The sequence below is a fragment of the Pseudoalteromonas sp. MIP2626 genome (genome assembly GCF_013414205.1).
Lineage (GTDB): Bacteria > Pseudomonadota > Gammaproteobacteria > Enterobacterales > Alteromonadaceae > Pseudoalteromonas > Pseudoalteromonas nigrifaciens.
This window is the reverse complement of sequence record NZ_JAATTW010000025.1, coordinates 33675-49691: the sequence shown is the minus strand read 5'-3', so window position 1 is coordinate 49691 and position 16017 is coordinate 33675. Positions and strand designations below refer to the sequence as shown.

General features: G+C 35.6%; 15 protein-coding genes. All 15 read left to right on the top strand.

All coding sequences use genetic code 11. The features are described 5' to 3' along the window. Nucleotides 1-87 precede the first annotated feature (87 nt). The 15 genes from HC000_RS11600 to HC000_RS11530 all read left to right on the top strand — a co-directional run bounded on the left by HC000_RS11600 (nucleotide 88) and on the right by HC000_RS11530 (nucleotide 16010). Nucleotides 88-1128 carry an NAD-dependent epimerase/dehydratase family protein gene (locus HC000_RS11600; RefSeq protein WP_179807715.1) on the top strand — a complete coding sequence of 347 codons (1041 nt, stop codon included), beginning with the start codon at nucleotides 88-90 and terminating at the stop codon, nucleotides 1126-1128. A gap of 80 nt (nucleotides 1129-1208) precedes the next feature. Next, complete coding sequence (locus HC000_RS11595) at nucleotides 1209-2399, top strand: UDP-N-acetylglucosamine 4,6-dehydratase (protein ID WP_179807714.1); 1191 nt, start codon at nucleotides 1209-1211, stop codon at nucleotides 2397-2399. Between the two features lie 15 nt (nucleotides 2400-2414). Continuing rightward, nucleotides 2415-3569: a LegC family aminotransferase gene (locus HC000_RS11590; protein ID WP_179807713.1), complete on the top strand. Its 1155-nt coding sequence runs from the start codon at nucleotides 2415-2417 to the stop codon at nucleotides 3567-3569. Continuing rightward, nucleotides 3569-4732, top strand: a complete 1164-nt coding sequence (neuC, locus tag HC000_RS11585) for a UDP-N-acetylglucosamine 2-epimerase (RefSeq protein ID WP_179807712.1) — start codon at nucleotides 3569-3571, stop codon at nucleotides 4730-4732. The genes HC000_RS11590 and neuC overlap by 1 nt, the downstream gene beginning before the upstream one ends. Continuing rightward, nucleotides 4716-5627 (top strand): formyltransferase family protein, encoded by a 912-nt coding sequence (locus HC000_RS11580; RefSeq protein WP_218910998.1) that lies wholly within the window; start codon nucleotides 4716-4718, stop codon nucleotides 5625-5627. Before neuC ends, HC000_RS11580 begins: the two co-directional genes overlap by 17 nt. Then, the gene (locus HC000_RS11575; RefSeq protein ID WP_179807711.1) at nucleotides 5624-6292 is read left to right on the top strand and encodes a PIG-L deacetylase family protein; all 669 of its coding nucleotides are present in this window, start codon (nucleotides 5624-5626) and stop codon (nucleotides 6290-6292) included. The genes HC000_RS11580 and HC000_RS11575 overlap by 4 nt, the downstream gene beginning before the upstream one ends. Continuing rightward, a complete protein-coding gene (gene neuB, locus HC000_RS11570) occupies nucleotides 6289-7365 on the top strand; it encodes an N-acetylneuraminate synthase (RefSeq protein WP_179807710.1) in 1077 nt (358 codons plus the stop codon). Before HC000_RS11575 ends, neuB begins: the two co-directional genes overlap by 4 nt. Then, nucleotides 7355-8014, top strand: coding sequence for a NeuD/PglB/VioB family sugar acetyltransferase (locus tag HC000_RS11565; protein WP_179807709.1), 660 nt, complete (start codon nucleotides 7355-7357; stop codon nucleotides 8012-8014). Before neuB ends, HC000_RS11565 begins: the two co-directional genes overlap by 11 nt. Next, complete coding sequence (locus tag HC000_RS11560) at nucleotides 8004-9056, top strand: nucleotidyltransferase family protein (protein WP_179807708.1); 1053 nt, start codon at nucleotides 8004-8006, stop codon at nucleotides 9054-9056. Before HC000_RS11565 ends, HC000_RS11560 begins: the two co-directional genes overlap by 11 nt. Continuing rightward, nucleotides 9057-9755, top strand: a complete 699-nt coding sequence (locus HC000_RS11555; RefSeq protein ID WP_179807707.1) for an acylneuraminate cytidylyltransferase family protein — start codon at nucleotides 9057-9059, stop codon at nucleotides 9753-9755. Continuing rightward, nucleotides 9745-10773 carry a hypothetical protein gene (locus tag HC000_RS11550; protein WP_179807706.1) on the top strand — a complete coding sequence of 343 codons (1029 nt, stop codon included), beginning with the start codon at nucleotides 9745-9747 and terminating at the stop codon, nucleotides 10771-10773. Before HC000_RS11555 ends, HC000_RS11550 begins: the two co-directional genes overlap by 11 nt. A 68-nt stretch (nucleotides 10774-10841) precedes the next feature. Next, a complete protein-coding gene (locus HC000_RS11545) occupies nucleotides 10842-12113 on the top strand; it encodes an oligosaccharide flippase family protein (RefSeq protein ID WP_346010171.1) in 1272 nt (423 codons plus the stop codon). A gap of 614 nt (nucleotides 12114-12727) precedes the next feature. Then, nucleotides 12728-13669, top strand: a complete 942-nt coding sequence (locus tag HC000_RS11540) for a glycosyltransferase family 2 protein (protein ID WP_179807704.1) — start codon at nucleotides 12728-12730, stop codon at nucleotides 13667-13669. Continuing rightward, nucleotides 13666-14766, top strand: a complete 1101-nt coding sequence (locus HC000_RS11535) for a glycosyltransferase (RefSeq protein WP_179807703.1) — start codon at nucleotides 13666-13668, stop codon at nucleotides 14764-14766. Before HC000_RS11540 ends, HC000_RS11535 begins: the two co-directional genes overlap by 4 nt. Nucleotides 14767-14867: 101 nt before the next feature. Further along, entirely contained in the window at nucleotides 14868-16010 is a 1143-nt protein-coding gene (locus HC000_RS11530) for a hypothetical protein (protein WP_179807702.1), read from the top strand. Nucleotides 16011-16017: the final 7 nt, after the last annotated feature.

The window sequence follows — 16017 nt, the reverse complement described above, 5'->3', positions numbered from 1 at the left end:
GAACCTAGAACCTAGAACCTAGAACCTAGAACCTAGAACCTAGAACCTAGAACCTAGAACCTAGAACCTAGAACCTAAAGGAATATCATGACTCGTTACGAACACATTAAAGCAGCATTAATTAACTCACCTAAAACATGGTTAGTGACGGGTGTTGCTGGTTTTATTGGTTCAAACCTTTTAGAACATTTATTAAAACTGAATCAAAAAGTAGTAGGGCTCGATAATTTTGCAACGGGTCATCAGCATAACCTTGATGAAGTAAAAGGTTTAGTTACCGCGGAGCAGTGGCAAGGCTTTAACTTTATTGAGGGTGATATTCGTAACTATGAAAGTTGTGAAACAGCCCTAGCTAATAAAGGTAATGATGTTGACTATGTATTACACCAAGCTGCGTTAGGCTCAGTGCCGCGCTCTATTGCTGACCCGTTAACAACTAATGCGGCTAATATCACTGGGTTTTTAAATATGTTACAAGCTGCAAAAGAGGCTAACGTAAAAAGCTTTACCTATGCAGCAAGTAGCTCTACTTATGGTGACCATCCAGCACTGCCAAAAGTCGAAGAAAATATCGGTAACCCATTATCACCTTACGCAGTAACTAAATATGTAAATGAGCTATATGCGGGTGTTTATGCAAAAACCTATGATTTTAAAACAATCGGCCTACGCTACTTTAATGTATTTGGCCAGCGACAAGATCCTAACGGTGCTTATGCTGCGGTAATCCCCAAATGGACTGCTGATATGATCAAAGGCGAAGATGTATTTATTAACGGTGATGGCGAAACCAGCCGTGATTTTTGCTTTATCGAAAATACAGTACAAATGAATATACTAGCAGCCACAGCAGAAGATGAAGCTAAACATAACGTATATAACGTAGCAGTAGGCGATCGCACAACACTCAATGATTTATATAAATCGATTCAATCAGCACTTAAAGAGTGTGATGTAGAATCTGCGAAAGAGCCAATATACCGAGATTTCAGAGCAGGTGATGTACGCCATTCACAAGCTGATGTAAGTAAAGCTGTTAATAATTTGGGTTATGCGCCAGAGTACAAAATTTTACAAGGTATTAGTAAAGCAATGCCGTGGTATAAAGAGTTCTTAGGTAATAAGTAATATGATACAGAATGTGTTGCTTTTGATACTTTGAAAGTGACATATTTATTTTATTGATAGTAAATAAACTGGAATAGTTAATGAGCAATATACTTGAGTTAATTGGCCGTAACAAAACACTCTTCTTGCATGACATTAAAAAAGCTGAAACTGAACTTCGGAAAACAGTATCTCAGTCTCGATTTCTAGTTTTAGGTGGTGCAGGTTCAATAGGTCAAGCCGTTACAAAAGAAATATTTAAGCGAAATCCTGCTAAGCTTCATGTTGTCGATATTAGTGAAAATAACATGGTTGAGTTGGTCCGCGATGTTCGTAGCTCGTTTGGTTATATAGAGGGTGACTTTCAAACATTCGCACTTGATATTGGCTCAGTTGAGTATGATGCATTTATAAAAGCAGATGGCCAATATGATTATGTATTGAACTTGTCGGCACTTAAACATGTTCGTAGTGAAAAAGACCCATTTACATTAATGCGTATGATTGACGTAAATGTATTTAATACAGATAAAACAATTCAACAATCGATTGATTGCGGTGCAAAAAAATACTTTTGTGTATCTACAGATAAAGCAGCGAATCCCGTGAATATGATGGGTGCATCAAAACGTATTATGGAAATGTTTTTAATGCGTAAAAGCAAAGACATTGCTATTTCTACCGCTCGATTTGCAAACGTTGCTTTTTCTGACGGTTCATTATTACATGGCTTTAACCAGCGTATACAAAAGCAACAGCCAATAGTCTCTCCTAGTGATATAAAACGCTATTTTGTTACGCCGCAAGAGTCGGGTGAGCTATGTTTAATGTCGTGTATTTTTGGTGATAATAGAGACATTTTTTTTCCAAAGCTAAGTGAAGCTTTGCACTTAATTACCTTCGCTGATATTGCTATTAAATACCTTCAAGAACGTGGTTTTGAGCCTGTTTTATGTAAAACGGAAGACGAAGCACGTGAACTAGTAAAAACTCTACCAGCTCAAGGGAAGTGGCCATGTTTGTTTACTGAAAGTGACACTACAGGTGAAAAAGACTTTGAAGAATTTTTTACTGACAGTGAAACATTAGACATGGAACGCTTCGATAATTTAGGCATTATTAAAAATGACGCAATTTTCGAGCAAGCATTATTATCTGAGTTTGAAGAAAGAATTACGCAAATGAAAGCAGATAAAACTTGGACAAAAGACGAAATTGTCTCACTTTTCTTTAAAATGCTTCCTGATTTTGGGCATAAAGAAACGGGAAAATACCTTGATGGTAAAATGTAATTAGGCAGATATATCATGACTAAACAGCTTGTTTCATTTGTAAAAGATCTCTACCAAACTAACGAGTTTATTCCTCTGCACGCACCCACTTTTTCAGGGAATGAACAACAATATGTATCCGAAACTATAAGCAGCACGTTTGTTTCAAGTGTTGGTAAGTTTGTAGATGACTTTGAAACACATATTGAAAATTACACCGGCACCGCAAAAGCAGTGGCTACTGTAAATGGTACCGCCGCGTTGCATGCAGCACTGTATATGGCGGGAGTTAAAAATAACGATATCGTTATTACTCAAGCACTTACTTTTGTAGCAACCTGTAATGCTTTACATCACATGGGGGCTGAGCCTGCGTTTGTTGATGTATCACCCGTTAGCTTGGGTTTATGCCCTAAAGCATTGTCTGCATTTTTAGAGCAACATGCGGTATTAACCGAATCGGGACCGATACATAAAAAAACAAAACAGCGCTTTCAGGCAGTAGTGCCAATGCATACATTTGGGCATCCTGTTGAGCTTGATGAACTAATCAGTGTGTGCAATGAGTGGCAGATTACTTTAGTCGAAGATGCAGCAGAAAGCCTTGGCTCATTTTATAAAGGTAAGCATACAGGTACGCTAGGTGATTTTGGCGCAATTAGCTTTAATGGTAATAAAATTATTACCACCGGTGGTGGTGGTATGGTTTTATGCAAAACCTTAGCTACAGGGCAGCATACAAAGCATATAACCACTACAGCTAAGGTTCCTCATCCGTATGAATTCTTCCATGATGAAGCGGGCTTCAATTATCGTATGCCTAATCTAAATGCGGCACTTGGTTGCGCGCAAATGGAAAGCCTTGCTGCATTTATCGACAATAAGCGTCATCTTGCCAGAGTATATTTAGACTTTTTTAAAGGATCTGACTTTCAATTTGTCACTGAGCCTAGTTATGCAAAATCAAACTATTGGTTAAATGCCATTATTTGCCCAAATCCCAGTGAGCGAGAAAAGCTACTAAAGCAAACTAATTCAGATGGTGTAATGACTAGACCAATATGGCAATTAATGCATCGACTACCTATGTTCGAAAATACAATGAGAGGAGATTTAAGCCATTCAGAGTTTATTGAAGCTCACTTAGTCAACATACCAAGCTCTCCAGTTAAAAATTTAGGTAAGTTATAATGACAAAAAAAATAGCAGTATTTACAGGTACCCGTGCAGAATATGGGTTACTTTACTGGGTTCTTAAAGAATTAGAGTGCTCTTCAGAGTGCGATTTGCAATTATATGTAGGTGGAATGCATCTCTCTCCTGAGTTTGGATACACAATAGATAAAATTGTTGCTGATGGATTCAGTGTTACTGAGAAAATGGAGTTTTTATTATCTTCAGATTCTGCAGTAGGTATATCTAAATCAATGGGATTAGCACTCATTTCTGCTTCTGAAGTTTTAGAGCGTAATAAGCCAGACCTTGTTGTATTATTAGGTGACCGCTTTGAGTCCTTAGCACTAGCGCAAGCAGCGATGTTAGCATGTATACCAATAGCGCATATACATGGTGGAGAGACAACTGAAGGGCTGATTGATGAAGCTATTCGTCATTCAATAACGAAGATGTCACATATTCATTTCACGGCGACAGAAGATTATCGCAAAAGAGTAATTCAACTTGGTGAGCAACCAGAAAAAGTATTTAATTATGGTGCACCAGGTATCGACAGTATATTAAAACTTGATCTTCTAGATAAACAAAAGCTCTCAGAGTCAATAAAATTTGACCTATCATCCCCTTATTTTATGATTACATATCATCCAGTAACACTAGATAATACAGGAGGGGTTGAATCACTAAACAACTTAAATAAAGTTTTAGATTTATTTCCTGATTATAAATGCATAATTACATATCCAAATGCAGACACTCACGGAAGAAAGTTAATCGAAGTGCTAAACGAGTATAAAGATAAATATCCAGAGCGAATATTATTAGTTCAATCTTTAGGACAGCTTAGGTACTTAAGTCTACTTAAATATGCTGCAGCAGTTATAGGTAATTCATCAAGTGGATTAATTGAAGCTCCAACCTTTAATATTCCAACTATTAATATTGGGAATCGACAAAAAGGTCGTATTGCTGGCGATACAGTAATACAAAGTGGAGATACTTTTGAAGAAATAAGAGAGGCTTTTAAAATTGCTTTAAGCCCAGAGTTTAATAAAGTGTGCAAGGCTGCAAAAAACCCTTATGGCGATGGCACGAGTTCACCAAAGATTGTAAATAAAATTCTAACATACCCTCTTCAAAATATTGTGGTGAAATCATTTTATGACTTCAATGAATAAAAAATTACGAATTGCTTTTATTGGATGTGTCGAATCAAGCTTTCGAGCATTAAACACCCTAATAAATATGGATTGTGTAGAAGTTTGTGGAGTGGTGACCAGAAAGCACTCCAAGGTTAACTCTGACTTTGTTGACTTATCTAGTTTATGTGAAGAAAAAAACATACCATATTATTTTGAAAACCCACAAGAGCGACAAGGTACGTATCAATTTTTAAAAAGCTTTGAATTAGATGTAATCTATTGTTTTGGGTGGAGCTATTTACTTAAAAAAGAAACGTTAGAGTTGACTGAATATGGTGTGATCGGCTTTCATCCTGCTAAGCTACCGGCTAATAGAGGAAGGCACCCGTTAATATGGGCTCTAACTTTAGGGTTAGAAGAAACCGCTTCAACTTTCTTTAAGATGGATGAGGGGGCGGATTCAGGACCAATATTAAGCCAGCGGGCTATAATTATCGAAAAAAGTGATAATGCTACCTCTTTATATAATAAAGTCTTAGCAGTAGCTAATGAACAAATTGTTGAATTTACTCAAGAGCTACACAATGGTACTGCTAAGTTTTATGAACAAAACGATCAGCAAGCTAACTATTGGAGAAAGCGCAGTCGGAAAGACGGGTTAATCGACTGGCGAATGACTGCAAATACTATTCATAATTTAATTAGGTCTTTAGCTGCGCCTTATCCAGGAGCTGAGTTTTCGGTGAACGAAAAACTATTTACTGTTATGGGTTCAACTCCAATATTTGATACATATCCAGTAAACATAGAGCCAGGAAAAGTGTTATCCATTAAAGAAAATGAGCTCTTAGTTAAGTGCGCAGGCCGAGATGCAATTTGGTTACATAATATCGATCCTAATGCTTTGAATGAAATTGGAGAGTACTTATGAAAAAGGTATTAATAGTAGCTCCACATGCAGACGATGAAACATTAGGCTGCGGCGGAACAATATTAAGGTATATAAAAGAAGGGCACGAAGTACACTGGCTATTAGTTACAGGAATGAAAGAAGAGTTTGGTTTTACTCGAGAGCAAATAACAATAAGAAATAAAGAAATTGATAAAGTAAACAAGCTTTACGGTTTTAGTAGTCTAAATGAACTTAATTTCCCACCGGCAGCCCTTGAAACTGTTAGCAAAGGGAAGCTGATAGGCGCTATTTCGAAAGTTGTTAACGAAATAAAACCAGATGAAGTTTATACTACTTATCGAAATGATGCGCATAGCGATCACGAGATTGTATATGATGCAGTTATGTCATGTACAAAATCTTTTCGCTACCCTTTTATTAAAAAAGTTTTAGCGTATGAAACAATGTCAGAAACAGATTATGGCTTAAAGCCTGAAGATGGTGGCTTTAGACCAAACACTTTTATTGATATAGGCCCTTTCTTAGAAGCTAAATTAGATATTCTTGAAGTGTTTGAATCAGAAGTTGGTGAGTTCCCCTTCCCTAGAAGTAGAAAGTCTTTAGAATCTTTAGCATTTGTTAGAGGGGCGCAATCAAATTGTAATGCCGCTGAAGCGTACTTTATGATCAAGGAGGTAATATGAAAACATTAATCATTGCAGAAGCAGGTGTTAATCATAATGGTAGCGACGAATTAGCATTTGCTCTTGTTGATGCAGCGCATCAAGCTGGAGCTGATATAGTTAAATTCCAAACATTTAAAGCTAAAAATCTGGTTACTGAAGATGCGCAACAAGCAGAGTATCAAATTACTAATAGTGGAAAAAAAGAGTCACAGTACTCAATGTTAAAGCGATTAGAATTAAGCTACGAAACACATCATAAATTGGTTGAATATTGTAATAATTTAGGTATTCAATTTTTATCTACAGCATTCGAATCAGAAAGCCTTTCATTTTTAGTTGATGATTTAGGAATAACACGGCTAAAACTACCGTCAGGTGAAATTACAAATGCGCCATTAGTGCTAGAACACGCAAGAACAGGTTGTGATTTAATTGTATCAACAGGTATGGCAACACTTTCTGAAATAGAGCAGGCGTTATCGGTAATTGCCTTTGGTTATATGAATCCAAAAGGTAATCCAACTGATGAAGCGCTACAAGCTGCGTACTTTTCTGAGCAAGGTAAGCAGTTATTAAAAGACAAAGTAACACTTCTACATTGCACTACCGAATATCCAGCACCATTTAATGATATAAATTTAAATGCCATGGACACTATGAAAGACGCCTTTAAGCTAGAAGTTGGTTACTCAGATCATAGCGCCGGAATTGTAGTACCCATTGCAGCTGTCGCGAAAGGGGCTGTTTTAATCGAAAAGCATTTTACAGTTGATAAATCTTTGCCAGGGCCAGATCACAAAGCATCTCTTGATCCAATAGAATTAAAAGAAATGGTTGATGGAATTCGCATTGTAGAAAAAATATTAGGTGATGGTATTAAAGGACCACGGCCTTCTGAAGTTAAAAATAAAGTCGTTGCGCGTAAAAGTTTAGTTGCAGCACAAGCAATTAAACAAGGAGACATATTGACTGAAAAGAATATTTCAGTGAAACGACCAGGGGACGGTATTGCACCAATTAATTTTTGGAAATTATTAGATACCCCGGCCACTAAAAATTACTCAGTTGGTCAATTACTAGATGAAAAATAAGCCCTTTGTAATGATTGGTGGTGGAGGCCACGCCGCAGCATTAGCAGAAATCCTTATCAAGCAAAAAAAAAGGATAGTTGGTGTCGTTTCACCTGAATTGACTGCCGGAAATATACTTTTTGAGAATATTGAGCTTTTTCTAAATGATGACGATATTCTTAAATTTAGACCGGAGGATATACTATTAGTCAATGGTATTGGTTCTATGCCTTATAAATCATTAAGAGAAGATGTATATAATCGGTTTAAAAAGCTAGGTTATGTATTTGCTACAGTCATAGCTGATTCAGCCTTAGTATCAGATTATTCTACTTTAGAATGTGGTGTTCAAATAATGAATAATTGTGTAGTAAATCTTGGCTGCAAGGTAGATGAGAACACCATAATTAATACATCAACGTCTATAGATCACGATTGCACTATTGGTGCACACTGCCATTTAGCACCTGGAACAACTTTAAGTGGTCAGGTTGTAATTGAGAGAAATGTGCACGTAGCAACAGGCGTCAATGTTATTAATAATATTATTATAGGTCACAACACAATAGTTGGAGTTGGGACTAATGTAACTAAATCAATCCCATCAAACTCCATTGTGTATGGTGAGCGTTCAGTAATTAAAGGATTAGGTATAACACATGACTGTTAACTGGCAAAAAGTGGTAATCACCCCAACAGTTTCAATTAAAGACGCATTAAAAGTAATTGATAAAGAAGCACTCAGAGTCGCGCTTATAGTAGATAACAATAAGCTGGTCGGTATGGTGACTGATGGTGATGTGAGGCGCGGTATACTTAAAGGGGTTGAGTTAACTGATACAGTTAATAAAATAATGAATAACACTCCACTAAGTGCTAACGTGAATCTTGCTACAGAAGAGCTAAGAAAAATAATGCAGCAAAGACAAATATTATCTTTGCCGTTGGTCGATGACGAAGGCCGTTTAGTCGGCCTGAAAACATTATACGATACCTTAGCAGTACAAAAACGTGAAAACCCTGTATTTATTATGGCTGGGGGCTTTGGAACTCGATTAAAGCCACTCACCGATAATTGCCCTAAGCCAATGCTGAAAGTTGGCGACAAGCCAATGCTGGAAACATTAATTAATAACTTTAAAAATCATGGTTTTTATAAGTTTTATATCTCTACACATTACTTGCCAGAAGTTATTATGGATTACTTTGGTACTGGCGAAAGGTTTGATGTAGAAATTACCTACGTACATGAAGAAACGCCATTAGGCACAGGTGGCGCACTTTCTTTATTACCAAATACGTTACCAAATGAGCCTTTAATTATGATTAATGGTGATATTTTAACAAACGTAGACTTTTCTAAAGTACTCGACTTTCATGCTAAGCAGGCAAGTGATGCAACAATGTGCGTCCGTGATTATGAGATTAAAATTCCCTTTGGTGTTATAGAAGGTGAAGGGCACGAAATTACAGCAATGGTAGAAAAGCCTACGTATCGTTATTTTGTGAATGCAGGTATTTATATTATTTCTAATCATATAATTAATTCGCTTCCAAAAAATGAGCGATTAGATATGCCAACATTATTTGAAATAAAACAGCAAGCAGGTTTTAAAACATTAAAGTTTCCTATCCATGAATATTGGCTAGATGTGGGGCGTCATGCTGACTTTAATAAAGCACAAGTAGATATACACGATTTAGGCCTATAAATGAAACCAAAAGTATTAGCTATAGTCCCTGCTAGGGCAGGCAGTAAACGACTACCTCAAAAAAATATTAAACTATTAAATGGTTTACCGCTTATAGCGCATACATTTGAGGCAATAAAAGATTCGAAATATATTAGCGCAACAATAGCGACTTCAGATTGCTCAGAAGCGCTTAATATAAGTACTCAATATACCAATACTTACCCCTTAAACAGACCTACGGAACTTGCGTCAGACACAGCCACAACTGTTGATGTAGTTTTACATGCTGTAGAGTATGCAAAGCAATTTGAGGAGTTTGATATTGTTTGTTTGTTACAACCTACATCACCCTTACGAACAGCGCAGGATATAGATAACGCAATAGCTCTTTATATAGATAAGCAGGCTAAAGGAGTTGTTTCCATGACTAAATGTGAACACTCGCCACTATGGGCTACCCGATTAGATACACCTGCTGAGTTTAAAGAGTTTATAAAAGGTCTTACTAACGCTCGTTCCCAAGATCTAAAAGAGTTTTATCAATTAAACGGTGCAATATACTTAGTCGATAAGGTCACATTGCTTAACACAAAAAAAATATTTTTAGACGACGATTATTATCCCTTTATAATGACTATTGAAAACTCAGTTGATATAGATACACGTTTAGATTTTAAATTTGCTGAAGTGCTTTTAAGAGAAAAATATGCAAAATAATATTTATCTGGTTGAGTCACCAACACAGTTAATGTCAGCAATTGAAGCCAAAAATTATAATAAGGGAAAGCATTTTTTAATTATTAAGTATGGTTCTAGTAATAGACATGAGCATTATAAGCAGCTCAAAGAACTTGTAGATCCAAATCACTGGGATAGTGTTTTTAGTGTTTTTAGTGTTAGTAATAAATATGTAAATCAGCTACTTGTTTTTTTCTTTGTCATTAAGTTTAAATTTAAGTTTAAGTCTGAACGAACAAAAGTATATATTGGAGAATACAGGAATATATTTTTTTGTATTCTTGCAAAGGCTCTATCATCAAGAAAAGAGGTTCTTCTTGATGATGGTTGTGTAACTATAATGTTGCAAAATAAATATTTTTCTAAAAAGAAAGGTATGTGTAATTATTATAGTAATCAAAAAGTATTTTTTGTTTTTTTGTTTTTTAGTTATTTATTTCGTTTTAAAATAGATGATAATCCTCCTGACTTATTCAGTGTTTTTAACTTGAAGGAATGGTTATTACCATGCCAGAAAAATGAACGGATTACTTTAGAGCCAAAGAAAGTTGAAGTTATAGACGAGTTTTATTTTTTTGGGGCTAAGTATTCTGAGGTTGGTATTTTACCGTTAAATGTAGAGTTATCAATACTGCTTTTTTCTTTTGAGTATATTGAAGAAAGGTATAGTCAATCATTTGTTTATATTGCACATCGTGACGACTCGCAGGAAAAGCTCTCCGCCATCTCTAGAATGGGTATAACGGTTAAACAGCTAGGCGCCCCTTGTGAAGCTTATTTTCTAGCATTAGGGTGTGTCCCTCGGTTTATAGGTGGTTTTTATACAACTAGCCTTATATCATTACCCAGTATGTTCGAAATCGAAAAAGTAGTGAGTTTTGATTTTTCTAAGTATATAGATGATGAAAATATAAAAAGCAATACAAACTATATCTATGATTACTTAAAAGATAGTCATGTGGATGTCATTCCTGTGGATTTAAGTGCTCTGCCATGAAGCTGACCTATTTAATAAAAGGTGCTTTTTGAACAAGTTATTTAATTTAAGTGTCCACATATTAATATATGATTGTAAGGCAACGTATGAGTAACTTTTTAAAAAACAGCTCTATTTACATATTTAGTTCTATTGCTAGTGCTGCCATTCCTTTTGTTTTATTGCCTATATTAACACGTTATTTAACGCCTGCGGAATATGGGCAAATAGCCATGTTTAGTATATTTACAACCGCGTTAGCGGCTTTAATAGGTTTAAGTGTAAATGGGGCTGCAAACAGGCGCTTTTTTGACGAAAACATTTCAGATACTGAGTTAGCACGATTTAACGGTAACTGTTTTTTTATTTTATTAGCTAGTGCATGTGTTGCTTTGTTTTTTTTAGTGCTTGTAGATGTGTTTTTAGCCGGTTACCTAGGTATTCCTCCTACCTGGGTTTACTTGGGGTTATTAAGTGTTTTTTGCAGTTTTATTTTAAACCTACGTTTAGGTCAGTGGCAAATTAGAGGAAAAGCAAAATCATACGGTGCTCTGCAAATAACAAATGCGCTTGTGGTTTTATTATTTAGTTTATTATTTGTTATTTCACTTAAGTTAGGTCCAAACGGCCGTATTTATGGCATTGTTTTGACAAGTGTAATTATAGGTGCTTTGTCTTTCTTTACCCTTCGTAACGACAAGCTTGTTTTGTTTGAGTATAACCGAGCCGATATTAATTATGCACTATCATTTGGTGTTCCGTTAATCCCTCATGTGCTGGGTGGTTTTTTATTGTTATCGGTCGATAGGCTGGTAATTAATAAAGAGCTTGGGCTTGAAATGACGGGTATTTATATGGTTGCTATTAATTTAGGTAGCGCTTTAAATATAATATTTAATAGTATTAATAAAGCTTATTCACCTTGGTTGTTTGGGCAGTTAAAAGAAAATAAGCAAGCTAATAAAAGGGCTATTGTTAAAAAAACATATCTGTATTTTATTTTTTTAGTGCTTATGGCGCTATTGTCTTTTTTAATTGCTCCGCCAATATTAAAGTTAATTGTTGGTGAAAAGTTCCATCAGGCAGCAGATGTTTTACCTTTAATAATAACAGGGCAGATATTTTTAGGTATGTACTTTATGGTAACTAATTATATATTTTATATTAAAAAAACTAAGTACTTATCTTATGTAACTATTTCGTCAGGAGCAATAAATGTTGTTTTATTGCTTTTGCTTATTCCTCATTATGGGATAAATGGTGCAGCATTGGCTTTTTTAATTGCTAACTTTTTGAGATTCCTAGGAACATGGGCGCTTAGTGCAAAAGTATATAAAATGCCTTGGGGTTTGAAAGGTTAAAGCCGTGGTTGCTATATGTACTTTAAGCCTGTGTAAGTACAGTGTTAAAAGGATGCGTAAATAGTCTCTAATGCTATTTTAATAGAGTGAGTAATTCGGGTTATGGGGAGGTAACTGTTAGTGATAACTATCACTCTGGGCCCGAGTGCATTATGATTACTCAAAACCATAATATAAATGGTAAAACCTTACCGTATGATGATGCTTACATTTTTAAAGATATAGATGTTGGCGATAATGTTTAGTTAGGCAGTAGGGTTATAATTTTAGGGGGGTAACAATAGGTGAAGGCGCTATCATTCAGGCTGGTAGCGTTGTTGTTTCTGACATACCTCCATTATCTAGTGCGGGTGGGCACCCTGCCGCTGTGTTCAGTAAACGAGATTCTGCGCATTACTTTAGTTTAAAAGAGCAAGGGAAGTTTAATTAGAAGTATTTAAAGTTTATTAATGAATTGATTACAGATATCCACCTTCCAAGTTGTTGATTGATATACCCTGGGGGGATAGCTGTTATTCATTGGAGTTAATGTGTTTCTTGCTATGCAGTGTATAAAGGATTGCAGGTAGGGATGCAATAATTAATTTATTGTACACAGAGTACTAAAGGTTTTTATGTTAAACGAATTATCAGTCGTGATACCGGCTTATCGCTCAGAGGCACTAATAGCAAGGACACTTGAAAGTATTCTTCAGGAAGGTGTCTTAGCAGAAAATATAATTGTTGTGGAAGATGGAGTTTTTGATAACACTAAAGCTACTCTAGATAAATATAATATTAAGCACATTGTTCAAGCTAAAAATATGGGGGCTCCAAAAGCCCGAAATGTAGGCCTTGCAGAAGTTAAAACAAAGTATGTAATGTTTATTGACTCAGATGACTTTGTATCTGATAAGTTGATTTCAGGGCTTATTGAAGTGGCTAATAGCGCCAATGCTGATATTGCTTTTGGTCCGTGGCGCTTTGATGGTGATAAAATGAAGACTGGAACTTTGCGATATCCACCGGCTTTAACTTCAAGTGAATGGGTTTTGTTTTGGTTAAATTATGGAGTCATTCCGACTTGCAGTGTGTTGTGGCGAGTTGATTCAATTCGTAGTATTTGTGGCTGGGATGAAAGGTTAAAAAAAAATCAAGATGGTGAAATTGTTATTAGAGCTTTTCTAAACGACTTTAACATAGGTGTATCAACACAAGGCTATAGTACTTATTGGCAACATGAGTCACAACATAGAGTTAGTGATGCACATATTATAGATAGAGATTTCACCTCAAACATTGTATATGAGTTAATAATGAGTAAGGCTGCAAATGTGAAACAACGCCATTATAGCTATGAGATAGGAAGGTACTGTTGTAAAGAGTCTTGGATGTGCTTTTCAAATAGTTATATAGAGGGGGGAGCATCTTGGAAGTCACGTGCGCAGGCTCATGGTTATTCAAAAAAAGGGTATAGTTTAGCAACTAATATTTTTGGCGGTTTATTTGGTTATAAGTTTGGAGCCAAAGTAAAACATTTTTTATTTCCTTACTTTAAAAAGCTTATTTATAAATGAAAATCCTTCTTGTTATAACCGGTTTGGGAATGGGTGGAGCTGAGCATGTGGTTGTTAATCTTGCAGATAACTTGGTTTCTCGAGGGAATCAAGTGAAAATTGCATACTTAACCGGTGAACCTGTCGTCTTGCCTAGCAACCCTGATGTTGAAGTGTTTTCTGTTGGATTTAATAGCTCTAAAGACCTATTTAAGGCTTACTTTAGACTAAGAGCATTTGTTAAGAAATTTCGTCCTGATGTTGTGCATAGTCACATGTTCCACGCTAATTTAATATCTCGATTATTAAGATTAACTTTGAGTTTCTCTAGGCTTATTAGTACTGCACATAATACTAATGAAGGAGGGAAACTTCGGATGCTAGCTTATAGATTAACTGATTACCTGGCGGACATATCGACGAATGTTACTGATGAAGCTGTAGCTGCTTTTATTCAAAAAGGCGCGGTAAAACATGATCGCATGGTGAGCATTACCAATGGCATAGATGTTAACAAATTTCATTTTGATCCAGAAAAAAGTATAGAGAAGCGCGCTGAATTAGGTGTTAATAATGAAAAAGTGATTTTAGCAGTCGGTAGACTTAATGAGCAAAAAGACTACGGTAATTTACTAAATGCTGTTGCTTTACTTAAGCAAAAACGACAAGATTTTAAGGTATTCATTGTAGGTGATGGGCCGCTTAAAGCGGAACTTTTAGAGCTCGTTGCCAATCTTGATATTGAAAGTTATATTGAATTTTTAGGTATACAGCGTGATGTTCCTGAATTAATGGCGGCTTGTGATACATTTGTTTTATCCTCTGCGTGGGAGGGCTTTGGCCTAGTTGTCGCAGAGGCCATGTCATGTGAACGTGTTGTTGTTGCAACTGACTGTGGAGGGGTTGCAGAGGTTGTGGGTTCTTGTGGTATTTTAGTTGAACCTAAAAATCATAAAGCTCTTGCGCAAGCCATAGGTGAGTCTTTAGAGCTAAATGATAGTGCTAAAGCTAAATTAGGTGCTGAAGCAAGGCAACGTATTAACGAGAAATTTTCCTTAGATGCTAATGTTGAAGCCTATTGTAAACTATATGCACAGACTGATTTTACAAAATTGTAAAAGTGCTAACTATCGTTGGGCATACTTAAATTTTAGTTCGGCATATAAGCTATTATTAATTTGGAATTGATTAATATTATGAATTTTTATAAGAACTTACTATGAGCTGGTATCAAAGAATTGGCCTAGAAACCTCCTTTTTATATGACTTACCTAATTTTTTAATATGTATATTGGTTGTTTTTATTGTAAGTAGCTCAGTTAAGCTACCACGCAACTATATGTTACTTTTGTTAGCGCATTGCTTTGTACCATTTATACTTAATGATGTGCTTTTTCCGACAAGTTATATGCCAGATCAGTTTAAATATATAGCAAGTGTTATAGATATACGTAGTGGTAATAGTGTAACTGAGTCTAGCAGTAACGTAGCGAATGCAAGCTGGATGCTTGCTTTTATACCGCTCCCCTTTGTTGAAACAACACAAAGCTTGGGTTTTTTTAATAAGCTTATATTTATTTTAATGTTTGCTTTTTTATATAAAAAGGGGGGGGTAAACCGGTTTTCAGCTTATTTTTTATTGCTATATCCCAGTATTGTGCTTTATACGGGGTTGAGCTTACGCGATACACTTGTTTTTTGCTCTATGATGCTAAGCGCTTATTTTGCTATTAAACGTAACTTTTTATTAATGACTTTATTTATAGCGCCTCTTTACTTTATAAAATTTCAAAACTTTTTTTTAATGCTACCTTTGTTCGCTTTTGCTTTATTTAATTTAACTAAAAAGGGCTTATCGGTGCGTAAAGCTTTAGTTATTTTAGTTATTGTAATTATTGTAATGCTCATGAGCTTTCCTATAGCAGCGCCATTGATTAATAGCTCTCGTTTAGCTATGTACCGGGAAGATGGTGGTGTAAATGCTGAAGGTATTCCTTTAATTACAAATGTTGGTGATTTTATTTATTTAGGTATAACCAGTGGTTTGTACTTTTTTGCTAAACCATTCCCCTGGGAAGCTAATAGCCCATTGCAGTTAATTCAGGTATTCGAAAACTTAATTATTATGTTCATCGTTGTTAAGTTAACTGTTCAGGCATGGCGTAAAAGTGTTCGTGATTTGATGTTTTGGTTGGTATTATTTTTAGTGTCATTGTCGATATACGGTTTAGTTGTTTTTAATTATGGTACGGCTGCTCGATATAGATTCCCGTTTATTGCGCTGTATGTAGTATATGTTGCTTACACATGTAATATAACTCATATTTTTAATAGAAAAAAAAAGCTTAACCCTAGTTGTTAAATTTTGA